Below are 23,932 nucleotides of genomic sequence, written 5' to 3' on the forward strand. Positions count from 1 at the left end.
TCGACGGGCAGAGCCGCTTGACGGGCAGGTCCCTGGCGCCGCGCCTTGGCGTACCCGATCTTCTGCCGGCAGTGCCGACCCGGGCCTCGGACAGGTCGGGCAGTCGTCGTCCGCGGGGAAGCCGGAGGTGTTGCCCGCGAGCAGTCGGGTGAGCAGGCCGGGCCCCACCGCAGCCCGTTGCCGCCCACAACCGGCTCTCTTCCTCACCAGTGCGTGTCGTCCGAGGCGACGGGCGTGCCCCCGTGGATGTCACCGGTGCCCGTGCCAGTGGCGGTGGCGGTGGCGGTGGCGGTCAGGGTCACGTCCCAGTGGGTGTCACCGGGAGCCGAGGTGGCGGCCTGGGCCGGCACGACCGCCGTCAGCACCGCCACCGCCCCGGCGGCCAGGCCGAGCACCGAGCGGGTCACGATCCGGGTCTTCCTCATCGCGCTCTCCTTCATCCACGGCTCTTCGCTTCGCCGGGGTTGCCCCCCGAGACAAGAACAGTTCAGACCCGGCCGCTTTCGAACGTCCTTCCGCCGACTCAGCGCGCACCCGCCGTGAGCCGAAAGCCGATCAGAAGGAGACGAGAAGGATTGCCCGCGAGCTTGCGTATGCATGCTGGTCACAGGCCCGACAGAGAGGTTCGTCCGGTCGCCCCCCTCATCGGGATCCGCGCGAGCACCCGCCCGATCCGGTCCGCCGGAACCGGCTGTTCCGTCGTACCAACCGGCTGTTCCGTCGTACCAACCGGGTGTTCCGTCGTACCAACCGGGTGGCCAGGGTACGAGCCCGACCGGACCGCACCCACTCCCTCACCGTCTCCTCCCAACTCGTGCAGCCCGGCCGGGAGATCGAGGCATCCGCCCCCAAGACCGACAGCGGGTACCGCGTGGTCGCGCTCGACGACGACACCGTCAACGTCCTGAAGCAGCACCGAGAGCGGCAGGGCGCGGACGGCGAGGAGTGGGGCTCGGCCCGGGTGGACACCGGCCATGTCTTCACGCAGGGGGCCGGCTCCTGGCTGCACCCAGCCAAGGTGACCGCCCCCTTCGAGCGGCTCCTCGCCGCCTCCGGCCTCCCGCCGCTCCGCCTGCATGACCTGCGCCACGGCCCGGCAACCCTCATGGCGGCAACTCTCATGGCGGCAACCCTCATGTTGGCAACCCTCATGTTGGCCGCCGACGGCGATCCGCAAGGCCGCGAAGGCCGCCAAGAAGGCCAGGGTCAGAAGGCCGGCAAGGGCAAGCCGGATGACCGGGCGAAAGCCCAGGCCGAGGCCGAGAAGAAGACCAAGCGGAGGAGGCCCGAGAAGTAGGCCGCCGGTCCGCTCCGCTTACGCATCGCTCACGCAGGCACTTCCACGGCATCCCCGTCGTGCGGCTCGACATGCCCCAGACATGAAAAAACCCCAGGTCACGGCGAGTGAGTCCTGGGGTTGATCCGAGCCGCCTTCGGGATTCGAACCCGAGACCTACGCATTACGAGTGCGTTGCTCTGGCCAACTGAGCTAAGGCGGCGTGGTGCGCGGCCCAGTCTACACATGGCAGAGGGGTGCTCTGTAACCGGTTTAGGAGCTGGTCAGGGGTGGGCGGGGAGCGGGATGCGGAGGTGTGAGGCGGGTCACTTGCAGTGCTTGTTCTTCGGGGGGACGGTGCCTTCGAGGAGGTAGGCGTCGATCGTGGAGTCGATGCACTTGCTGCCGCGGCCGTAGGCGGTGTGGCCGTCGCCCTCGTAGGTGAGGAGGGTGGCGCTGGAGAGCTGGGAGGCGAGGGCCTGGGCCCAGGCGTAGGGGGTGGCCGGGTCGCGGGTGGTGCCGACGACGAGGATCGGGGCGGCGCCCTTGGCCTCGATGCGATGGGCTGTGCCGGTGGGCTTGACCGGCCAGTATGCGCAGTTCAGGGCGGCCCAGGCGAAGGCGTCGCCGAAGACCGGGGAGGCCTTGCGGAAGCTGGGCAGGGCGGCGCGGACCTGGTCGGGGCCGGTGAAGGCGGGCGCGAGGTCGAGGCAGTTGACAGCAGGGTTGGCGTACATCTGGTTGCTGTAGGAGCCGTTCGAGTCGCGCTCGTAGTAGCTGTCGGAGAAGGCGAGCAGCCCTCGGCCGTTGCCGGCCTTGGCCTGGGCGAGATATTCGCGCAGGAGGGGCCAGGCACGCTGGTCGTACATGGCGGCGATGACGCCGGTGGTCGCGAGGGATTCGGTGAGCTTCCGGTCCTCGCCCGTGGCCACCGGGTGGGCGTCCAGCTTCTTGAAGAGGGCGGAGAGCTGCTTGGCTGCGTCCTCGGTGCTCTTGGTACCGAGGGGGCAGTTCTTGTGCTTGATGCACTCCACGGCGAACGCCGTGAAGGCGGTGTCGAAGCCGGCGGTCTGCTGGACGTTGGTGGCGCGGGCGTCGAGCTCGGGGTTCATCGCGCCGTCGAGGACCATACGGCCGACGCGGGAGGGGTAGAGGCCGGCGTACGTAGCGCCGAGGAAGGTGCCGTAGGAAGCACCGACGTAGTTGAGTTTCTTGTCACCCAGGACAGCGCGCAGCACGTCCATGTCGCGGGCGGCCTCGACGGTGGAGATATGCGAGAGCAGCTTGCCGGAGCGGGAGGCGCAGCCCTTGGCGAAGTCGCGGAAGGCGGTGGCGAGCTTGTTGACCTCGGCCGGTGAGTCCGGGGTCTGGTCAACCTGGGTGTAGCGGTCCATCTGCTTGTTGCCGAGGCACTCGACCGGCTGGCTACGGGCCACGCCGCGCGGGTCCATCGCCACCATGTCGTAGCGCGCACGGACCGCGGCGGGCTGTGGCGCGTACCGCTCGAGGTAGTCGATCGCCGCACCGCCGGGGCCGCCCGGATTGACCAGGAGAGAGCCGAGCCTGTTGCCGGAGCCGGAGGCCTTCTTGCGGGCGACCGCGAGCTTGATGTCACCCCCGCCGGGGTGGGAGTACTCCAGGGGCGCCTTCATCGTTGCGCATTCGAACCCGCTGCTCGCACAGGAATGCCAGCTCAGCTTCTGGTCGTAGTACGACCGGAGGCTTGCCGGGGTCGAGGCTGGGAGGGGCGCGAGGGTCGGCTCATCGGCGGGGCGCTGGGCGCCGGCCTCCGTGGTGCGGCCCGGGGACGCCTCGTCGTCGGGGGAAGAAGAACTCCCCGAGGAGCAGCCGGAGATCAGCAGAGCGGTGGCCGCGAGGAGAGCGGCGGAGGTGCGGAGCAGGCGGCTGGTGGCCATGGACGGTCCCTTGGTCTCGGTCCCTGAAATGTGGAGTGCGGTGGGTGCGGTGTCGGTCCTTGGAGGGTGGAGTGCGGGGGGGCGGTGCTAGGAGGGCGGTACGGGGGCGGTGCTGTGGGGGGCGCTAGTAGTGGTGGTGGGGATGGTGATGGCGCTGGTGGTGTGACGGATGTCGGGGGCGGGAAGCAGTGGCCGGACCGGACGGAGAGTATCCGGATGGGGACGTTGTGTGTGCGTCTCCTTGAAGGGGCGGGCCGGGTGAGCGGCAGGGGCGGGTGGGCTGCGGTGGGTGGTGGGTGGTGGTCAGCCGGCGCGGAGGGCGGCCGTCATGGCCTCGACCGCGAGGAGGGGGGCCACATTGCGGTCCAGGGCCTCGCGGCAGGCGATCACTGCTTCTATACGGCGGAGGGTTCGTTCGGGGGACGAGGCGGTGGCGATGCGGTGGATGCTGTCGCGTACCTCGTCGTTGGCGAGGGGTACCGAGGCGCCCATCTGGAGGGCGAGGACATCACGGTAGAAGCCGGTGAGATCGACCAGGGCCAGGTCGAGGCTGTCGCGCTGGGTACGCGTCGAGCGGCGCTTCTGCTTGTCCTGGAGCTCCTTCATGGCGCCGGCCGTGCCGCGCGGCAGGCGTCCGCCGGTGCCGGCGGCGGCGCCGAGCGCGGCGCGCAGCTCCTCGGTCTCCTTGGTGTCGACGTCCTCGGCGACCTGCTTGGCGTCCTCCCCCGCGGCATCGATCAGCTCCTGGGCGGCCTTGAGGCAGCCGCCGATGTCGTCGACACGGAGAGGGAGTGTGAGTACGGCTGCCCGGCGGGCCCGGGCGCGCTCGTCGGTGGCGAGGCGGCGGGCCCGGCCGATGTGGCCCTGGGTGGCGCGGGCGGCCCGGTCGGCGGCCGCCGGCTCGATGCCGTCCCGCCGGACGAGGACGTCGGCGACCGCGCTGACCGGCGGGGTCCGCAGCGAGAGATGGCGGCAGCGCGAACGGATGGTGGGGAGGACGTCCTCCACGGAGGGGGCGCACAGCAGCCAGACCGTACGGGGCGCGGGCTCCTCGACGGCCTTGAGCAGGACGTTTCCGGCACCTTCGGTGAGGCGGTCGGCGTCCTCCAGGACGATCACCTGCCAGCGGCCGCCGGCCGGGGAGAGGGAGGACCGGCGGACCAGGTCGCGGGTTTCCTTGACGCCGATGGAGAGCAGGTCCGTACGGACGATCTCGACGTCGGCGTGCGTGCCGACCAGGGACGTATGACAGCCGTCGCAGAAGCCGCAGCCGGGGGCGCCTCCGAGGGCGCGGTCCGGGCTGACGCACTGCAGGGCGGCGGCGAAGGCACGGGCCGCGGTGGAGCGGCCGGAACCGGGCGGGCCCGTGAACAGCCAGGCATGGGTCATCTGGGAGGCACCGCTGCGGTCGGCGGACGGCTCCGGCTGCTCACCGGGCCTGGCCCCTGCGCCTGCTCCCGCATGCTCCGCGGTGACGAGGGCGTCCGCATCGCGCGCGGCCGCGGCCAGCTGCGCCGTCACCCGGTCCTGGCCGACCACGTCGTCCCATACCGCCATCGTTGTCCGCCGTTCCTGTCCGTGCCGTCCTGCTCGTGCCGTGCGAGGTGCCCGTGCCGTGCGAGGTGGGTGCGTGCCCGGCCGCACACCGCGCATTGCTCCACGCCTGACCCATTGTGGTGCAACCCACTGACAAACGAATCCGGAAGCCGGGGCCGGTCGGCCGGACGGGGGCCGTCCGGCGGAACGGAACCGGCCGTGGCCGCAGCTGTTGCGCTGCGGCCACGGCCGGTTCGTCCGGGCTGCGGGAGGGGGCTAGCTGCGCCGCCCACGGCCGCCGCGACGGCTGTTGCCGTCCGCACCGCCGTCCGCACCGTCGTCCGCTTCTTCGTCGCCGCGCGTGCCGAGCAGTTCGTCGGCGAGCGTCGGCAGATCATCCAGCGGGGTCTCCTCCGCCCATTCGGGGCGGGGGCGGCTGCGTTGCGGGGTCTCCACGGGGCGGCCCGTCGCCGGATCGATCTGCGGGAGTTCGCGGGTGCGCTCGACGCGCGACTCGGCAGGGGCGGCGGGCCGGCCCGAGGCCGCACCGCTCTCGCCGTGCGCAGCGGGCGGCGTCTCCTTGCGGAACATCCACGGCGGCACCCGGTCGGCGGGGGCGTCGCCCCGGCCGTCCGCGCCGCGCGCGCCGTCGCCCTCGCCTCGTACGGACGGCAGCACGGCGGTCTCCTCCACGTCCGAGCCGGCGCCACGGCCGCCCCAGGCGTCGTGCCCGCCCGGCACCGAAGGCAGCACCGCCGTCTCGTCCGCCGCGCTGTCCTGCTGCATCCCGGGCTGCGGCGTGCCGCCCTGCTGCGTCCCGGGCTGCGGCAGCGACTCCTCGGTCCGCTCACCGTCCGAGCCGGAACCGGACGATCCGGAACCGGACGAGGCGCCACCTGACGAGGCGGAGTCGTCGGACGCGTCCTGCCCCAGCCGCTTCCGCAGATCCGCGACGTACGTCTCCGCGGTGGCCGCCTCGGCTGCCTCGGCCTTCTCGGCTGCCGCCCTGGCCTCCGCCGCGGCCGCCGCCTCGGCTGCCGCGACCCGGGCCTCTTCGGCCCGCAGCAGAGCGTCTTCGGCCTTGCGCTGCTTCTCCAGGCGGCGCTCCTCGGCCTCCTTGCGCAGCCGCGCCTCCTCCTCGTGCTGCTTGCGCAGCCGCTCCTGTTCGGCCTCGCGGGCCCGCTCCTCCGCCTCGCGCCGCTGCCGCTCCGCCTCCGCGGCCTGGCGGGCCTCCTCGGCACGCTTGCGGGCCTCCTCGGCCTGACGGGCCTCCTCGCGCGCCCTGGCCTCCTCGGCCTCGCGGCGCTTGCGCTCCTCTTCCTCGGCGCGCAGCTTGGCGAGCTGCTCCTGGCGCTCGCGCTCCAGGCGCTCCTCCTCCGCCTTGCGCGCGGCCTCTTCCTCGGCCTTGCGGCGGGCCTCTTCCTCGGCTGCCTTACGGGCCTCGGCCTGCGCCGTGATCTCGGCCTCGGACAGCGGGAGCACCTGGTCGAGGCGGTGCCGTACGACGGTGGTGACGGCCGCGGGCTCCTGCCCGGCGTCGACGACGAGATAGCGCGCGGGGTCGGCGGCGGCCAGCGTCAGGAAGCCGGCCCGTACCCGCTGGTGGAACTCGGCGGGCTCGGACTCCAGCCGGTCCGGTGCCTCGGTGAAGCGTTCCCGTGCGGTCTCCGGGGAGATGTCGAGCAGCACCGTCAGGTGAGGGACGAGGCCGTCCGTGGCCCAGCGCGAGATCCGGGCGATCTCCGTGGGCGCGAGGTTGCGCCCGGCGCCCTGGTAGGCGACCGAGGAGTCGATGTACCGGTCGGTGATGACGATCGCGCCGCGCTCCAGAGCGGGGCGGACGATGCTGTCGACGTGCTCGGCCCGGTCGGCGGCGAACATCAGCGCCTCCGCACGGTCCGAGAGCCCGGACGTGGAGACGTCGAGGATGATCGAGCGCAGTCGCTTGCCGATGGCGGTGGCGCCCGGCTCACGGGTCACCACGACCTCGTGGCCCTTGTTGCGGATCCACTCCGCGAGCGCCTCGACCTGGGTGGACTTGCCGGCGCCGTCACCGCCTTCCAGGGCGAGGAAGAAACCGGTGGCGGCGGGTGCCTGGGCCGGGGCGCCGCCGCGCAGCGCCTCGCGCAGATCATGCCGCAGCGGTACGCCCTGCCGGTCGTCGACCTTGCCGAGCACCAGGGCGGCGACCGGCAGCAGCAGGGCGCCGGCCAGCATCAGGGTGTAGGCGGCGCCGCCGTAGGCGAAGTTGAAGGTGCCGCTGCCGAGGTGGTGCGGGCCGATGATCGCCGCGAGCAGCGGCGCGAGGATGGCGGCCAGCGCGACGGTCAGTCGTACGACCGCGTGCAGATGCTCGGTCGTGCGGGCGCTGCGGGACTCCTCGGTCTCCTGCTCCAGCAGCACATGCCCGGTATTGGCGGCGATACCGGCGCTGACCCCGGACAGCAGCGCGAGCACCAGTACCGTCGTCGGGTCCGGGACCAGCCCCATGGCCAGCAGGCCCAGGCCGGTGGCGGCCACCGCAAGGGCGAGCAGCCGGCGCCGGGAGAGGGCGGGCAGCACCCGGTGGGCGCCACGGATGCCGACGGCCGTACCGCCGGTCAGCGCGAGCACCAGCAGCGCGAAGGCGGCCGGACCGCCGGCCAGGTCGTAGCCGTGCAGGACGGCGAGCGAGACCGCCGCGGCGATCGCTCCGGCCACCGCGGCGCAGGACGCCACCAGCAGCGGGAGTGCGCCCGTACGGCCCTTGTCGGCGCTCGCCCGGGCCGCGCCGTTCTCCGGCTTGTCGTCCGCTCCCGGCGCTCCGGTCTTCGCTCCCGTCGTCGCGGTCTTCGCTCCCGCGGCCTTCGGGCGGCGCAGCCCCTCCAGGGGGGAGCGCGGCCGCGGCGTCGGCACTCCGGGGAGCTCGATGAAGTAGAGGATCGACACGGAGGCGGCGAACAGACCGGCGGCGACATACGAGCCGAGCGCGGCCTGGTGAAGGTGGAACCAGTCGATGCCGGTGCCCAGCAGCTTGCTGATGAGCGTGACGACCACCAGGGCGGCGGCCGCGATCGGCAGCGAGACGAAGCTGGTGCGCAGCGAGAGGCGGCGCAGGGCGTCCATGTTGTCCGGGAGGGGCCTCACGGCGGCGCCCTCAGGCGGCGGGGTGGGCAGCAGCCCCGGTGCGGCGCTCTCCCGGGCGACGGTCCAGAAGCGTTCGGCGACACCGGTGACGAAGACCGTGACCAGCAGCCAGGCCAGTGCGTTGTCCGGCGCCCAGTCGATCCAGAGGGGGGCGATGACCAGCAGCGCCAGCCGCAGCACATCCGCACCGATCATCGTCCAGCGCCGGTCCAGCGGCCCGCCGGACGGGGGTCCCCCCGCGCGTGGCGCAGCGGGGGAGGTCATCGCCGACAGCGGGCCCAGCAGCACGGCCCCGAAGAGCAGCATCGCCACCATCCGGGCCGCGAAGACCACGGTGACCGCAAGGGCTGCCCCCCGATAGCCGCCGCCGAAGACGGGCTCGCCGCCCAGCGGGACGTACAACGCCGCCTGCAGGGCGAGGAGTACGAGGACAAGCATGGACAGGGCATCGCCGATGCCCCCGACAAACTGGGCGCTCCACAGTCGCTTCAGTGGGGGGAAGCGGAGCAGGGCTCGCACGGCGCGCTCGCGGGAATCCGCCGCTAGGGCGCCTGATGTGGGGGTCACGACCGTTGGCTGCTCGGCACGCGTCATCCCGCCAGCCTAGCGGGATGGTGCACGCCGTCGAGCGCCCACCCGAACAAATGGGCGGGCACAACGGAACGCATCCGCTGTACCCGCCCGTGTCCTGCGCTTTTACCGGCGCGGCCGTGCCGGAATCGGCGCGGTCCTCGGCCCTCCGCTCAACCGGCGCGGCCGGGTCGGCGCAGACCTCAGTCCTCCGCCGGCGCCGCCGTCTTCTTCGCTGCCGCCGTCTTGGCGGTCGTCTTCTTGGCGGTCGTCTTCTTCGCCGTGGTGGTCTTCGCCGCGGTGGTCTTCTTCGCCGCGGTCTTCTTGGCGGTCGTCTTCGTGGCGGTCGTCTTCTTCGCGGCCGTCTTCTTGGCCGGCGCCTTCTTGACCGCCTTCTTCGCGGTCTTCTTCGCCGGTCCCTTGGCGCGCTTCTCCGCCAGCAGTTCGTAGCCCCGCTCGGCGGTGACCGTCTCGACGTCGTCGTCCCGGCGCAGCGTCGCGTTGGTCTCGCCATCGGTGACATACGCACCGAACCGGCCGTCCTTGACCACCACCGGCTTGCCGCTCACCGGGTCCGTGCCCAGCTCCTTCAGCGGCGGCTTGGCGGCGGCCCGCCCGCGCTGCTTGGGCTGTGCGTAGATCGCCAGCGCCTCGTCGGTCGTGATCGTGAAGAGCTGCTCCTCGCCCTCCAGGGAGCGCGAGTCGGTGCCCTTCTTCAGATACGGGCCGTAGCGGCCGTTCTGCGCGGTGATCTCCACGCCCTCGGGGTCCTTGCCGACGACGCGCGGCAGCGACATCAGCTTGAGCGCGTCCGCCAGGGTCACGGTGTCCAGGGACATCGACTTGAAGAGCGAGGCGGTGCGCGGCTTGACCGCGTTCTTGCCGGTCTTCGGGGTGCCCTCGGGCAGGATCTCGGTGACGTACGGGCCGTAGCGGCCGTCCTTGGCGACGATCTGGTGGCCCGACTCCGGGTCCATACCCAGCTCGAAGTCGCCGCTCGGCTTGGCGAGCAGCTCCTCCGCGTACTCCACGGTCAGCTCGTCGGGCGCCAGGTCGTCGGGGACATCGGCGCGCTGATGGCCCTCGGCATCCTTCTCCCCGCGCTCGACGTACGGGCCGTAGCGGCCGACCCGCAGCTTGATGTCGTCGCTGACGGGGAAGGACGAGATCTCCCGGGCGTCGATGGCGCCCAGGTCCTCGACGAGCTCCTTCAGGCCGCCGAGGTGGTCGCCGTCGCCGTTTCCGGCGTCCGAAGCGGCTCCCGCGGCATCGCCCACGCCGAAGTAGAAGCGCCGCAGCCACGGCACGGACTGCGCCTCACCGCGTGCGATGCGGTCGAGGTCGTCCTCCATCTTGGCCGTGAAGCTGTAGTCGACCAGCCGGCCGAAGTGCTTCTCCAGGAGGTTGACCACCGCGAAGGAGAGGAAGGACGGGACGAGCGCGGTGCCCTTCTTGAAGACGTAGCCGCGGTCGAGGATGGTGCCGATGATCGACGCGTAGGTCGACGGGCGGCCGATCTCGCGCTCTTCCAGCTCCTTGACCAGCGTGGCCTCGGTGTAGCGGGCGGGCGGCTTGGTGGCGTGCCCGTCGGCGGTGATCTCCTGCGCGGCCAGCGCATCGCCCTCGGCGACCTGCGGCAGCCGGCGCTCGCGGTCGTCGAGCTCGGCGTTGGGGTCGTCGGCGCCTTCCACGTAGGCCTTGAGGAAGCCGTGGAAGGTGATGGTCTTGCCGGACGCGCTGAACTCGGCGTCGCGGCCGTCGGCGGCCCGGCCGCCGATCTTGACGGTGACGGAGTTACCGGTCGCGTCCTTCATCTGGGAGGCGACGGTCCGCTTCCAGATCAGCTCGTAGAGCCTGAACTGGTCGCCGGTCAGACCGGTCTCGGCCGGGGTGCGGAAGCGGTCCCCGGAGGGGCGGATCGCCTCGTGCGCCTCCTGGGCGTTCTTGACCTTGCCCGCGTAGGTGCGCGGCTTGTCCGGCAGGTAGTTCGCGCCGTACAGATGCGTCACCTGCGCCCGGGCCGCGGCGACCGCGGTGTCCGAGAGCGTGGTGGAGTCCGTACGCATATAGGTGATGAAGCCGTTCTCGTACAGCTTCTGCGCCACCTGCATCGTCGCCTTGGCGCCGAAGCCGAGCTTGCGGCTGGCCTCCTGCTGGAGGGTGGTCGTCCGGAACGGGGCGTACGGCGAGCGGCGGTAGGGCTTGGACTCGACCGAGCGCACCGCGAAGTCGGTGTTCTCCAGGGCGGTGGCGAGCGCGCGGGCGTTCGCCTCGTCCAGGTGGAGGACGTCGCTCTTGAGCTGCCCGTTGGGACCGAAGTCACGGCCCTGGGCAATACGGCGGCCGTCGACGGTGTTCAGGCGGGCGGTCAGCACCGACGGGTCACTGGCGTCGCCCGCCCGGCCGGTGGCAAACGTGCCGGTCAGGTCCCAGTACTCGGCGGAGCGGAACGCGATGCGCTCGCGCTCCCGCTCGACGACGAGACGGGTCGCGACGGACTGCACCCGGCCGGCCGACAGCCGGGGCATGACCTTCTTCCACAGGACCGGCGAGACCTCGTAGCCGTAGAGGCGGTCGAGGATCCGGCGGGTCTCCTGGGCGTCGACCAGCTTCTGGTTCAGATCGCGCGGATTGGCGACGGCCTCACGGATCGCGTCCTTGGTGATCTCGTGGAAGACCATCCGGTGGACGGGCACCTTGGGCTTGAGGATCTCCTGGAGGTGCCAGGCGATGGCCTCGCCCTCGCGGTCCTCATCTGTGGCGAGGTAGAGCTCGTCGGACTCGGCCAGCAGCTCCTTGAGCTTCTTGACCTGGTCCTTCTTGTCACTGTTGACGACATAGATCGGCTGGAAGTCGGCGTCGACATTCACGCCGAGGCGGGCCCAGGGCTCGCCCTTGTACTTCGCCGGGACCTCTGCGGCGCCGTTGGGCAGGTCGCGGATGTGTCCGACGCTCGCCTCGACCACGTAGCCAGGGCCGAGGTAGCCCTTGATCGTCTTCGCCTTGGCAGGCGACTCGACGATGACGAGTCGGCGGCCGCCGCCGTCTGTGGTCTCGCTGGTCGGGGACAACTTCGCTCTTCTCTCCGGTCGACGCTGGAAACGCTCCCCGGCCGGACGCCGAGGGGGGCAATGCGGTGACGCTTGACGCTGCGGAGTGTGACGGTACCTCCCGGCCCCGTGTCAAACGGAAAAACCCCGCAACGCCACTCGAACGGTAACCCGACTACATGCCTTCATGCCGCCCGGACCGCATCAGGCGCTCGCTACGGGCCCGGGGCGCGCCTTGTGGATCACGGCGGCGCCGTCCTGTTCCCCGGCGCCCACCTCGGACGTTCCCCGTGCGGCGCAGCTGCGGCACCTTCGGTGATGTCACACAGTGACGGATCCCGGCGGTTCGCCGCCCGCCCGCAGTCGCACACCGCACCGTCCGCGGACCGACGACTGTCACAGGGCGGCGCCGGTTGCCGTCATTGCCTTGATACAGCACGTAAGCGGGCTGGCAGGATGGAAACGGCACGGCTCGCCGTTCGAGTCGAGCACTGCCGTCATCACGCACTCTCGGGGGGACCTCACTTATGGCGAACCAGTACCCCGGACCGCCGCCGGATCAGCCGCCCGGCCGGCCCGGTCAGCCGGGTCAGCCCGCCCAGAACCCTTACGCCAAGCCGGACGGCCCTCGGCCCGCCGACACCGGCTACGGCGACCCGCAGGCCGGCCGCCCCGGGGAGCCCGGATACGGCTATCCGCAGGCCGGCTCGCCGCCGCCACAGCCGCAGCCGCAGCCGCAGCCGCAGCCCGGATACGGCTATCCGAACGACGCCCCGCAGCCGGCCGCGCCGGGATTCCCGCCGAGCGCTCCGCTGCAGCCGGCGCCCGGCGGGTTCCAGGCCGGGCCCGGTGGGTTCCAGGCCGGGCCCCAGCCCGGCGGGATGGTGCTGTCGCTCGGCGATATCGCGGTGACCGGCGACACGATCATGACGCCGGCCGGGCCGATGCCGCTCAGGGGCGCGGTGTGGACGGCGACCGATATGTCGCGCACGGAGGAGAAGATGCCGGCGCACGCGGTCGTGCTCGCCATCGTTTTCTTCTTCTTCTGCCTGCTCGGCCTGCTCTTCCTGCTGATGAAGGAGCGGGTGACCACCGGGTTCGTGCAGGTCACGGTGAACAGCGGAGGCCGGCACCACGCCACGATGATCCCGGTGCAGTCCCGCGAGCAGGTGATGTTCGTCCTCAACCAGGTCAACTACGCCAGGTCGCTGAGCGTGTGAGCCCCGGCACGTCGTGGGGTCCTGCCGAGCCTGCGGGACCCACCCGGAAGTCGGTCCGGGCGCGTACCGTCCGCCAGGCGTCGATCACCCTCGGCGCCGGGGCGGCGGCCGCCGTCTATCTCTGGCACACCGATCCGCACCAACCGGGGCAGCTGCTGCTCCCCTGCCCGTTCAAATGGGCCACCGGGCTGCTGTGCCCGGTGTGCGGCGGGACGCGGATGGCGTACGACCTGATGCACGGCGATGTCGTGAGGGCCTTCCATGACAACGCCGTGCTGCTCACGCTGGCCGGTCCGGCCGTGGCGTACGCCGTCGGACGCTGGCTGGTCGCGGGGATCGGCGGACGGGTGTACCGGCCACGCCTCCAGGCCCGCGGCAACGCCGTGGTGCTCGGCATCGCCGCGGTGTGGATGGTCGCCCGCAACCTTGTCGGTTAGGGGTTTCATCCCGGGACGTTTAGGGGTTTCGTCCCGGCACGTTACGGATGGCCCGGGAATGATCCGGACCATCCGGTGTCAGCGAACGGTGACCTTGACCACCGGGGAGACGGTGCTGCCGGCTCCCATACGGAGCTGGTTGACGCCCTTGATGCCGAGCTTGACCCGTACCGAGTACGTGCCGCTGGCGTTCACCGGCGTCTGTGCGGGCAGCGAGACCCACTTCGTGCCCTGCTTCTGCTGGACGGTGACCTTGGTGCCGGCCTTGATGCCCTTGGCGGTGCCGGAGATCCGGAACTCCTGCCAGGCCTTGACGGTGGACGCGCTGGCCTTGGCCGTCAGGGTGGCCGCGGCCGGGGCGGTGGCCACGACCGGCGTGGGCGAGTGGAGGTCCTGCGGCGCGGCGAAGGCCGCGGCCGAGCCGCCGGCGAGCAGGGAGACGGCGATGGTGCCGACGGCGACGTAGCGGAGTGCACGGTTCATTTGGGTTCCTCACTGAAGGGTCGTGAGCCTGCCGGTCGTTGATGACCTTCACTGAGGAACATGCCCGGCGGCCCGGAAAAGTTCCCGTGTACCACCACGCATCGGCCATCTGTCACAAAACTGGCGTGAAGTGAACGTAGCGCTACGCAATGGCAGTTGGAGCGGAGCCGCGTCCTGGCCGCAGAGAGCTGCCGTCAGGTGGCATTCCACGCGGCGCCCCGTGGGACGACGGCTCACAGGACGACTCTCGGAGCAACCGCTCCCGGCACACCGGCTCACGGCTCACGGCTCACGGCTCACGGCTCACGGCTCACGGCTCACGGCTCACGGCTCACGGCTCACGGCTACAACGCAACCAGCAACCAGCAGCCCGTGGCCAGGAACACCACCCCGGACAGCAGCGCCATCACGGCGGCGAACGGCCGGCTGACGCCATCGGCGACCGGCGCACCGGTCCGTACGCAGACACCCGTCCACACCAGCAGTCCGGCGCCGAACAGCGCGAACGCCGCACCGGCGAATGCCTCGGGTCCAGTCTCCATGCGGGCAGCGTGACACTCCGGGGCGGCATCCCGGCGAACGCCGGATGAACTACTGCCGCTCGCCTCTTACCTCTCCCGTCCCACTTCCCCCAGACCCCTTCCTGCTTTCCTGCTCCTCCTGTTTCCTGCTCCCCCGTTCCCCGTCCCCCGTTCCCCCGTTTCCCGTCACCTTTCCCTGTCAGCCGCCCGCGGCCACCGGCTCCAGGAACCCCTGCTCGACCAGCATCCGGATCGAGGCCGGCGTACGGTCCCGCAGCAGAACCGGATCCTCGCCGACGAGTTGGGCAATGGCGTCCAGAATCCGCCCGGCCGGGAGGGAGCCGTCACACACCCCGGCGAAGCCCGCGCCGACCGTGTCCACCTTCGTCGCCCGCCGCATACCGCGGTTCTGACGCAGCACCACATGCTCGGGATCCTCCGCCCCGGGCAGCCCGACCTGCTCCTGCACCACCTCGTCGGCGAGCCGGAAGCGGCCGGCGAGCAGCGCCGCATCGTCCGTTGCCCGCAGATAGTCCTGGCGGTCGAAGTGCCGTACGACCGACTCCCCCAGCGGCTGTTCCACCGGATGCGGCCATTCCTCGACCGTGACGGACGGGGAGTCCGACCCGGACTTGCGCAGCGTGATCCAGCCGAAGCCGATGGCCTTGGTCTTGCGTGCCTCGAACTCGTCGAGCCAGGCGTCGTACCGCGCGGCATACGCCTCGTCCCCGGCGCGGTGGTCGCCCGCGTCACGCAGCCACAGTTCGGCGTACTGGGTGATGTCCTGCACCTCGCGCTGCACGATCCAGGCGTCGCAGCCGGGCGGCACCCAGGAGCGCAGCCGGTCGTGCCACTCCTCGCCCGCCACATGCTGCCAATTGGCCAGCAGCTGGCAGTACCCGCCGTCGTTGAGATACCCGGCGGACTGCTGGACGAGTGTCCGGCACAGGTCGTCGCCGCCCATGCCGCCGTCGCGGTAGGTGAGCCGGGCGCCCGGCGAGATCACGAACGGCGGGTTGGACACGATCAGGTCGTACGTCTCGTCGCGCACGGGCTCGAACAGCGAGCCTTCCCGCAGATCTGCCGGCCCCGCCCCGGAGAGCGCCAGGGTCAGCGCGGCGATCCGCAGCGCCCGGGGGTTGAGGTCGGTGCCCGTGACGCGGGTGGCGTGCTGAGCGGCGTGCAGCGCCTGGATGCCGGAGCCCGTACCGAGATCGAGCGCCTTGGCGACCGGCCTGCGCACCGTGATCCCCGCGAGGGTCGTGGAGGCACCACCGACACCGAGCACCAGCTGTGAGCGGTCCACTTCCCCGGCGCCCCGGATGCCGCCGGCGCCACCGACCGCACAGCCCAGGTCGGAGACGATCCACCAGTCCTGCCCCTCGGGGCCGCCGTACGGGCGCACGTCCACACTGGCGCGCAGCTCGTCGCCGTCCTGCACCAGCCAGCCGTCGGCGAGGCAGTCCGCGACCGGCAGCGCGGCCTGCGCCCGCCGCAGCTCCACCGGACGCTGCAGCAGGAACACCCGCACCAGGGTCTCCAACGGGCTGTCGCCGCGCGTCGCCCGCAGGGCAGGGACGGTCTCGCTGCGTGCCAGCGCGGCATAGGCCGGCGCGCCGAGCAGATCCAGCAGCCCGTCGGCGGTGAAGGCGGCGGCCAGCAACGCCTCGCGCAGCCGGGCGGTGCGGGCGTTGCTCTCGGGGTCCTGGACATCGGCGGTGGGGAGGTGCGTACTCACATCCACCATTGTCGGCCCTGCCACTGACAATCGGCGACGGCCCGGCGCCACACCCTTCTCGGGCGCGTCGCCGGGCCGTAGGGACCGTTGCGGTGTGCATTCGCCGCAGGCTTCCCGCTACTCCCAGGACTCCTAGGTGTTCCGGGGTGGTCTTCCAGGACTCCTGCTCCTGGCCTTCTAAGCCTTCTGGTCCTTCTAGGACTTCTAGGACTTCTAGGACTTCTTGGACTGCGTGGGCGCCGGGGAGCCGGACGCGGCCGGGTTCTGGCAGCCCTTCTGGGCGGCCATCGCCGTGCCGACCTCGCCGGACTCCAGGTTCTTGAAGGCCGCCTCGCTCTGCTTGTTCAGCTTGTTGATGCCGCTGGAGAGGTCGCGCAGACCGTCCGCGAACTTCAGCTTGTCGGAGGTGTCGAGTTTGTTGACCTGCTTCTGAAGGTCCGCATAGCCCTTGGAGAGCGAGTTGAGCTCCTTGACGGCGTTCTGCTGTGCCTGCTTGCCCTGGTCGGTGGGCGGCGGCCCGGCCTTCTCCAGGGATGTGGCCAGCGAGGAGTAGGCCCGGGAAATCTTCTGGAAAGCCGCCGAGTCGGTCTGCTGGACCTTCTTGGAGTCGGTGCTGCCGTTGTCGGCCGTCTGCATGGCACCGTTGGCGTCCTGGATCTGCTTGAACTGAGCCTGCGCGGGGTCGCAGAAACTCTTCGCCCAGTCATTGAGCTTCTTGTTGCTGTCGTCGCTGCAGCCGGTCAGCGCGAGCACCAGTGCCGCACCGCCGGACAGTGCAGCCACAAGCTTCTTGTTCACCGGATTGGTCCCTTCCATGGCTCTCGGCCCCGGAACATACACGTCCAAACGGCCTGGGCCACCGGTCGGGCATCCCGCCCTGCCCTCATTGCAGCCATTTGCACCAAGGACCGCAGGGCCACCCGAGCACGCGGAAGGCGGGTGGCCGGCGTCTGCAAAATACGCCGTCCACCCGCCCAGTTGAGCGGTCCGCGGGCCCTTCCGGGGGTGCTTTCCGGCTAGGACGCCACTGCCGTCTCGGCCGACTTGGCGATGCCTTGCGGGTCTTCGGAGTTGTCTTCGTCACCTACGGCGATTCCGCGCCGCTTGGAGACGTACACCGCACCGACGATGACGGCGATCGCCAGTGCGGAGACGACGATGCGTACGCCGATGCTCTTGTCCTGGCCGTATGAGAACTTCACCACAGCGGGCGCGATCAGCAGCGCCACCAGGTTCATGACCTTCAGCAGCGGGTTGATCGCCGGGCCCGCGGTGTCCTTGAACGGGTCACCCACGGTGTCGCCGATGACCGTCGCGGCATGCGCCTCACTGCCCTTGCCGCCGTGGTGGCCGTCCTCGACGAGCTTCTTGGCGTTGTCCCACGCGCCACCGGAGTTGGCGAGGAAGACCGCCATCAGCGTGCCGGTGCCGATCGCACCCGCCAGGAACGAGCCGAGCGCGCCGACGCCGAGCGAGAAGCCGACGGCGATCGGGGTGAGCACGGCCAGCAGCCCGGGGGTGGCCAGCTCGCGCAGCGCGTCCTTGGTGCAGATGTCGACGACCCGCCCGTATTCGGGCTGCTCGGTGTAGTCCATGATCCCGGGGTGCTCGCGGAACTGCCGTCGCACCTCGAAGACCACCGCTCCCGCAGACCGCGACACCGCGTTGATCGCCAGCCCGGAGAACAGGAAGACGACCGAGGCGCCGAGGATCAGCCCGACCAGGTTGTTGGGCTGCGAGATGTCCAGGCTGAGCCCCATCCCGCTCGCGGCGTTGCCGATGTCCCGTACGGCGGTGGCGATCGCGTCCCGGTAGGAGCCGAAGAGCGCGGCCGCGGCCAGTACGGCGGTCGCGATGGCGATGCCCTTGGTGATGGCCTTGGTGGTGTTGCCGACCGCGTCCAGGTCGGTCAGCACCTGCGCGCCGTCACCGGTGACATCGCCGGACATCTCGGCGATGCCCTGCGCGTTGTCGGAGACCGGTCCGAAGGTGTCCATCGCCACGATCACGCCGACGGTGGTCAGCAGACCGGTGCCGGCCAGCGCCACCGCGAACAGCGCCAGGATGATGGAGGCGCCGCCCAGCAGGTACGCCCCGTAGACGGCCAGGCCGATCAGCACCGCCGAGTAGACCGCCGACTCCAGGCCGAGCGAGATGCCGGCGAGCACGACCGTGGCCGGTCCGGTCAGCGAGGTCTTGCCGATGTCCCGGACGGGCCGCCGGGTGGTCTCGGTGAAGTAGCCGGTCAGTTGCTGGATCAGCGCGGCCAGCACGATGCCGATGGCGACCGCCACCAGCGCGAGCATCCGCGGATCGCCGCTGCGGCCCAGCACCTCGGTGTCGGTGACACCCGTCAGGTCCTGATAGCTGGCCGGCAGGTAGGTGAACACCGCGACGGCCACCAGTACCAGCGAGATGCCCGCGGAGATGAAGAAGCCGCGGTTGATCGCCGTCATTCCGCTGCGGTCGCTGCGCCGGGGCGCGACGACGAAGATGCCGATCATCGCGGTGAGCACCCCGATGGCCGGGACCAGCAGCGGGAAGGCCAGTCCTGCGTCACCGAAGGCGGCCATCCCCAGGATGAGGGCGGCGACCAGGGTCACCGCGTACGACTCGAAGAGGTCGGCGGCCATACCGGCGCAGTCACCGACGTTGTCGCCCACGTTGTCCGCGATGGTCGCGGCGTTGCGCGGGTCGTCCTCGGGGATGCCCTGCTCGACCTTGCCGACGAGGTCGGCGCCGACGTCCGCGGCCTTGGTGAAGATGCCGCCGCCGACCCTCATGAACATCGCGATCAGCGCGGCGCCGAGACCGAAGCCCTCCAGCACCTTGGGCGCGTCGACCGCGTACACGAGCACCACGCAGGACGCGCCGAGCAGGCCCAGCCCCACGGTGAACATGCCGACGACGCCACCGGTACGGAAGGCAATCTTCATCGCCTTGTGCGAGACGGCCGTAAGATCCTTTTTCCCGGTACCCCCTTCGGCCGGAGTGGCTTCCCGGGCGGCCGCTGCGACGCGCACATTGCTGCGTACGGCGAGCCACATCCCGATATAGCCGGTGGCCGCCGAGAATCCGGCGCCGATCAAGAAGAAGGCGCTGCGTCCGGCGCGCTGCGTCCAATTGTCCGCGGGCAGCAGCATGAGCAGGAAGAACACCACGACGGCGAATACGCCGAGAGTCCGCAACTGCCGTGCCAGGTAGGCATTTGCGCCCTCCTGCACGGCCGCCGCGATCTTCTTCATACTGTCGGTTCCCTCACCGGCCGCGAGCACTTGGCGGACCAGCACCGCCGCGACAGCCAGCGCCGCCAGGGCGACCACAGCGATCACCAGCACGATGGCGCGGTTGCCCGCCGTGAGTGAAGGCCCGGCCAGAAAAGTGGGGGTGTCAAGCAACTGAGGGGTGTAAGGCCCCGCCATTCGTCCTCCTTGACGTTTGGCACATGGGCGCGCGGAAGCACGCTCAGGCGTCCTGAGCAAGATGTGGACGGATTGTAGGGAGCCACGGTTGATCAAAACAGTACGCGTCAAAGGGAATTCGCCGATAGCAGCGAAGATCAAAAGGCTGACGCCGCACAGAATTCGCCCGGACGAAGGAAAGTCGCAAATTCACTGACCACTGCCCGATGATCTCTCTGTCGTATTGATCGCCCATGGACGGCAAACTGATCGTCGCTGCTCACGGACGCCGCCCCGGAACCTGAGGCGACGGAGACCCGCGTGACCCCGGTGAGAATTGATCCGCCCGGCTGCGCCCGAACGGGTGACCCACGGCGCGCGGGACGCGTCCCGACGCCCGGTGAAGCCGCGTCAGATCGAGTCCGGATCGCAACGCACGAGGCCTGATCGAGGGACCACGGCGAGTGGCCGGAGCGACGGACTGGAGTGGCGAGCCGAGTGGCGGAACCGGACTGAGGGGCCGGAGGGGCAGCACCGGGCTGAGGGGCCGGGGCGACGGCACCGGGCTGAGGGCCCCGGGGCGAGTGGCTGCCGCGGGTCCACCCCGTCGGGCCCACTCGGGAAGGCCGACGAACAAGATCAAAAAATCTGGCAGGGCCGGATGCCGGACGAGGGACACGAAGCCCGCTCAGGCACGACCGATCAGCGCACGACCGCCCCGGAGGGCCGACAGGGGATGCGCAGGCGGCAGAGGGTGCACAAGCGGCAAGGGGTGCACAGACGGCAGGAGAGTGCGCAGGCAGCAGGCTGCGTGCCCCAGCGGCTACGGACGAAATCCGAGGTCAGGGCATTCCTCAGGCACTGGGCCCGGGCGCTACGGCACCACTACGGCCGTCGTGGTGGGCCAGGTCATCCGGATCAGGCCGCCGTCCTTGCCGGCGGTCACCTCGACGTCGTCGACCAGCCCGCTGATCACCGCGAGGCCCATTTCGTCCTCGCCCTCGGCGTCGCTCTCCGCGGCGCCCTCGGTCTCGTCGCCGCCTCGTGCACCGGCCGTACCGGAGTCGCCGGAGACGCCGTCGCCCACCTCGATCGAGAATTTCTTCTCGTCCTCGATCAGCAGGACGCGGACCGGCTCCTCGATGTCATGGCTCTCGTGCAGCCCCACAGCCCGGCTGCAGGCCTCACCGACGGCGAGCCGCACCTCGTCCAGCACGGCCTCGTCCACCCCCGCGCGCCGTGCCACGGCAGCCGCGACCAGACGCGCGGTGCGGACGTGCTCGGGAAGGGCGCTGAAGCGAAGTTCGACGGTGGCCATGCCATCCCCCTCGTTTTGCGGGCGTGCGACGTAGGGGGCCGGACACCGTGTCCGGAACCCCCCACTGCTTCCTCCCCCCGCACCTGATGGCGCGGGGGACCGGCAAAACCGTCAGTCAGTGGCTGCGACGGCTTCGTCGACCGAGGTGTGAATGGGAAACACCTTGGTCAGTCCGGTGATTCGGAAGATCTTCAGAATGCGCTCCTGGTTGCAGACCAGGCGCAGCGAGCCCTCATGGGCACGCACCCGCTTGAGTCCGCCGACCAGCACGCCGAGCCCAGTGGAGTCGAGGAAGTCGACACGTTCCATGTCCACCACGAGGTGGTAGCTTCCGTCGTTCACAAGCTCGACCAGCTGCTCCCGCAGCTTGGGCGCGGTGTATACATCAATCTCGCCACCGACCTCGACGACCGTACGGTCGCCAACGGTCCGGGTCGACAGGGACAGGTCCACGGATCCTCCAGCACCTTGCTATCGAGCGGTCGCCCCCCTGGGGCCTCCCCACCGAAGGTAGGGGCGGATCTGGCAGCCGCGATGGCATTCAATCACTTACCGGCAGGCGTGCACGACGCCCTTTGAGCATTGTCCGTCACTCCGGTGACACACTCGATGCCGATGGCCTCCAATCCAGTCCCGCCGGATGCGGGCGCGCGCCCTTCCCCAGGCATGATTCTGGAACGTCTCGCCCGGGGCGCGACCCGCGCTGCGCGCATCACTCATACGGAGCACTTGCCCCCGCGCATTGGCAGCCATGCCGACTGGCCGGAACAGATCCGGCCGGAAGTGATCGATGCCATCCGTTCGGCCGGAATCGATCGTCCCTGGGCCCACCAGGCACGGACATCCGAACACGCACTGCGCGGCGAGTCGGTCGTCGTCGCCACCGGCACCGCCTCGGGGAAGTCCCTGGCGTATCTCGCGCCGGTCCTCTCCACGCTCCTGGACGGCTCCGAGGCGCCGAACGGAAGGGGCGCCACGGCCCTGTATCTGGCCCCCACGAAGGCGCTGGCTGCCGATCAGCGGCGGGCCGTACGCGAGCTGGCCGCTCCACTGGGCACAGCCGTGCGACCCGCGGTCTACGACGGTGACACCCCCGTCGAGGAGCGCGAATGGGTCCGCCAGTACGGCAACTACGTCCTGACCAACCCCGACATGCTGCACCGCGGCATCCTGCCGGCCCACCCCCGCTGGTCCTCCTTTCTGCGCGCGCTGCGCTATGTCGTCATCGATGAATGCCACAGCTACCGCGGTGTCTTCGGCTCCCATGTCGCGCAGGTCATCCGGCGGCTGCGCCGTATCTGCGCCCGGTACGGCTCGGAGCCGGTCTTCCTGCTCGCCTCCGCCACGGCCGCGAAGCCGGCCCAGGCCGCGACCCGACTCACCGGTCTGCCCGTGGTGGAAATCACCGAGGACACCTCGCCGCGCGGCGAGTTGGTCTTCGCGCTGTGGGAGCCGCCGCTCACCGAACTCCATGGCGAGCAGGGTGCCCCGGTCCGCCGGACCGCGACCGCCGAGACAGCGGACCTGCTCACCGACCTAGCCGTCCAGGGCGTACGCACCGTCGCCTTCGTCCGCTCCCGGCGCGGCGCCGAGCTGATCGCCCTGATCGCCCAGGAGCGGCTCGCGGAGGTGGACCGCTCGCTGCCCGGGCGGGTCGCCGCGTACCGGGGTGGATATCTGCCCGAGGAGCGCCGCGCCCTGGAACGCGCGCTGCACAGCGGTGACCTCCTCGGTCTGGCCGCCACCACCGCGCTCGAACTGGGCGTGGACGTCTCCGGGCTGGATGCCGTGGTCATCGCCGGCTATCCGGGGACCCGGGCGTCGCTGTGGCAGCAGGCCGGCCGGGCGGGCCGCTCCGGGCAGGGCGCACTCGCCGTGCTCGTGGCCCGTGACGACCCGCTGGACACCTATCTCGTCCACCACCCCGAGGCGCTCTTCGACCAGCCCGTCGAGTCGACGGTCCTCGACCCCGACAACCCGTACGTGCTCGCCCCGCATCTGTGCGCGGCCGCCTCCGAACTTCCGCTCACCGAAGCCGATTTCGCGCTCTTCGGACCCGCGGCCGGCGGCCTGATGCCGCAGTTGGAGGCCGCGAACCTGCTGCGGCGGCGTGCCAGGGCGTGGCACTGGACGCGCCGCGAGCGGGCCGCCGACCTTACCGACATCCGCGGCCAGGGCGGCTCGCCGGTGCAGGTCGTGGAAGACGGCACCGGACGGCTGCTGGGCACCGTGGACGCCGCCGCCGCGCACACCGCCGTCCACGACGGCGCGGTCCACCTTCACCAGGGCCGTACCTATGTCGTCCGGCAGCTCGACCTTGCCGACAATGTGGCGCTCGTCGAAGAGGCCCACCCGCCCTATTCCACGACCGCCCGCGACACCACCGCCATCGCCGTCCTCGAGACCGACACCGAGATCCCGTGGGGGGACGGCCGGCTGTGCTTCGGATCCGTGGAGGTCACCAATCAGGTCGTCTCCTTCCTGCGCCGCAAACTGATCACCGGCGAGGTCCTGGGCGAGACCAAGCTCGATCTGCCGCCGCGTACGCTGCGCACCCGTGCGGTGTGGTGGACGGTCACCGAGGACCAGCTCGACGCTGCCCGCGTCAATCCCGAGCAGCTGGGCGGCGCGCTGCACGCCGCGGAACACGCCTCCATCGGCATGCTGCCGCTCTTCGCCACCTGTGACCGCTGGGACATCGGCGGCGTCTCCGTGCCGCTTCACCCGGACACCCTGCTGCCGACCGTTTTCGTGTACGACGGCCATCCCGGCGGCGCCGGATTCGCCGAGCGCGCCTTCCGCACGGCCGCCGAATGGCTCACCGCCACCCGTGATGCCATCGCCTCCTGCGAATGCGAGGCCGGCTGCCCTTCCTGCATCCAGTCCCCCAAGTGCGGCAACGGCAACGACCCGCTCCACAAGCGGGGAGCCATCCGGTTGCTGGGCGAGCTGTTGCGGGGCGTGCCGGAGCAGACCTAGCGGGCGGGCGCGGGCAGTGCCCCCGGCTCGGTCGCGCGCCGGGTCACTGCGCTCCGGCGGCCCGGCTCGGGCCCGTACCCGGGAGGTGAACGGGCTGCGGCCCGCCTCGGCAAAGACATCGGCGACCGGCCCGGCCAGCGCACAGCGCACCAGGCGGGTGTGCTGCGCGGCCGCCACCCGGCGGGCCGCCGCACAGGCGTCGGCCGGGCCCCGCCGGGCGTGATCCGCGGCGGCCAACGCCGCCAGGTCCGCGGCGCCGCCCGCTCGGTGCCGCGCCGTGACCGCTTGGCCCACGCCGATCAGGGCCACGAAGACCGCGCACAGCGCCGCCGCCGCGAACACCGTCCAGACCGTCGCCGAG

Annotated in this window: 15 protein-coding genes, 1 tRNA gene and 2 pseudogenes; 4 read left to right on the forward strand and 14 right to left on the reverse strand. The window is 71.0% G+C overall.

Annotated elements, in window-relative coordinates; translation table 11 throughout:
- Window positions 1-203: 203 nt before the first annotated feature.
- On the reverse strand, window positions 204-425 hold the full coding sequence (locus tag ACF088_RS27420) for a hypothetical protein (protein WP_392378509.1): 222 nt from the start codon (window positions 423-425) through the stop codon (window positions 204-206).
- A gap of 359 nt (window positions 426-784) precedes the next feature.
- Between ACF088_RS27420 and ACF088_RS27425 the strand changes: the two are divergent.
- Window positions 785-1,114 (forward strand): annotated as a pseudogene (locus tag ACF088_RS27425) (site-specific integrase); the annotation flags it as partial.
- A 311-nt stretch (window positions 1,115-1,425) separates the two neighbouring features.
- Here the strand turns inward: ACF088_RS27425 and ACF088_RS27430 are convergent.
- From ACF088_RS27430 to topA, 5 genes are all read right to left on the reverse strand, one after another.
- Window positions 1,426-1,499, reverse strand: a tRNA-Thr gene (locus ACF088_RS27430).
- 103 nt (window positions 1,500-1,602) lie between these two features.
- A complete protein-coding gene (locus ACF088_RS27435) occupies window positions 1,603-3,192 on the reverse strand; it encodes an alpha/beta hydrolase (protein WP_392378510.1) in 1,590 nt (529 codons plus the stop codon).
- Window positions 3,193-3,495: 303 nt separating this feature from the next.
- Window positions 3,496-4,749 (reverse strand): DNA polymerase III subunit delta', encoded by a 1,254-nt coding sequence (locus ACF088_RS27440; protein WP_392378512.1) that lies wholly within the window; start codon window positions 4,747-4,749, stop codon window positions 3,496-3,498.
- A 255-nt stretch (window positions 4,750-5,004) separates the two neighbouring features.
- Window positions 5,005-8,448, reverse strand: a complete 3,444-nt coding sequence (tmk, locus tag ACF088_RS27445; protein WP_392378514.1) for a dTMP kinase — start codon at window positions 8,446-8,448, stop codon at window positions 5,005-5,007.
- A 179-nt stretch (window positions 8,449-8,627) separates the two neighbouring features.
- A complete protein-coding gene (gene topA, locus ACF088_RS27450; protein WP_392378516.1) occupies window positions 8,628-11,495 on the reverse strand; it encodes a type I DNA topoisomerase in 2,868 nt (955 codons plus the stop codon).
- A gap of 506 nt (window positions 11,496-12,001) precedes the next feature.
- On the opposite strand from topA, the gene ACF088_RS27455 reads away from it, so the two are divergent.
- Both ACF088_RS27455 and ACF088_RS27460 read left to right on the forward strand, forming a co-directional pair.
- Entirely contained in the window at window positions 12,002-12,694 is a 693-nt protein-coding gene (locus tag ACF088_RS27455; RefSeq protein ID WP_392378517.1) for a hypothetical protein, read from the forward strand.
- Window positions 12,691-13,131, forward strand: a complete 441-nt coding sequence (locus ACF088_RS27460; RefSeq protein ID WP_392378518.1) for a DUF2752 domain-containing protein — start codon at window positions 12,691-12,693, stop codon at window positions 13,129-13,131. The genes ACF088_RS27455 and ACF088_RS27460 overlap by 4 nt, the downstream gene beginning before the upstream one ends.
- Window positions 13,132-13,209: 78 nt before the next feature.
- On the opposite strand, the gene ACF088_RS27465 is transcribed toward ACF088_RS27460, so the two are convergent.
- The 7 genes from ACF088_RS27465 to bldG form a co-directional block, all read right to left on the reverse strand.
- Window positions 13,210-13,614, reverse strand: coding sequence for a hypothetical protein (locus ACF088_RS27465; protein ID WP_392378520.1), 405 nt, complete (start codon window positions 13,612-13,614; stop codon window positions 13,210-13,212).
- A gap of 344 nt (window positions 13,615-13,958) precedes the next feature.
- Window positions 13,959-14,156, reverse strand: coding sequence for a hypothetical protein (locus ACF088_RS27470; protein WP_392378521.1), 198 nt, complete (start codon window positions 14,154-14,156; stop codon window positions 13,959-13,961).
- Window positions 14,157-14,334: 178 nt separating this feature from the next.
- Entirely contained in the window at window positions 14,335-15,882 is a 1,548-nt protein-coding gene (locus ACF088_RS27475) for a methyltransferase (RefSeq protein WP_392378522.1), read from the reverse strand.
- A gap of 204 nt (window positions 15,883-16,086) precedes the next feature.
- Entirely contained in the window at window positions 16,087-16,671 is a 585-nt protein-coding gene (locus ACF088_RS27480; protein WP_392378523.1) for a small secreted protein, read from the reverse strand.
- 218 nt (window positions 16,672-16,889) lie between these two features.
- The gene (locus ACF088_RS27485) at window positions 16,890-19,295 is read right to left on the reverse strand and encodes a sodium-translocating pyrophosphatase (RefSeq protein ID WP_392378524.1); all 2,406 of its coding nucleotides are present in this window, start codon (window positions 19,293-19,295) and stop codon (window positions 16,890-16,892) included.
- An 853-nt stretch (window positions 19,296-20,148) separates the two neighbouring features.
- Complete coding sequence (locus ACF088_RS27490) at window positions 20,149-20,592, reverse strand: ATP-binding protein (RefSeq protein WP_392378525.1); 444 nt, start codon at window positions 20,590-20,592, stop codon at window positions 20,149-20,151.
- A gap of 111 nt (window positions 20,593-20,703) precedes the next feature.
- Window positions 20,704-21,045 carry an anti-sigma factor antagonist BldG gene (gene bldG, locus ACF088_RS27495; protein ID WP_004571875.1) on the reverse strand — a complete coding sequence of 114 codons (342 nt, stop codon included), beginning with the start codon at window positions 21,043-21,045 and terminating at the stop codon, window positions 20,704-20,706.
- 156 nt (window positions 21,046-21,201) lie between these two features.
- On the opposite strand from bldG, the gene ACF088_RS27500 reads away from it, so the two are divergent.
- On the forward strand, window positions 21,202-23,571 hold the full coding sequence (locus tag ACF088_RS27500; RefSeq protein WP_392378571.1) for a DEAD/DEAH box helicase: 2,370 nt from the start codon (window positions 21,202-21,204) through the stop codon (window positions 23,569-23,571).
- A 117-nt stretch (window positions 23,572-23,688) separates the two neighbouring features.
- On the opposite strand, the pseudogene ACF088_RS27505 reads toward ACF088_RS27500, so the two are convergent.
- Window positions 23,689-23,913, reverse strand: a pseudogene (locus ACF088_RS27505) (Rv3654c family TadE-like protein); the annotation flags it as partial.
- Window positions 23,914-23,932: the final 19 nt, after the last annotated feature.

It is taken from the genome of Streptomyces sp. NPDC015125 (assembly GCF_043080045.1).
Lineage (GTDB): Bacteria > Actinomycetota > Actinomycetes > Streptomycetales > Streptomycetaceae > Streptomyces.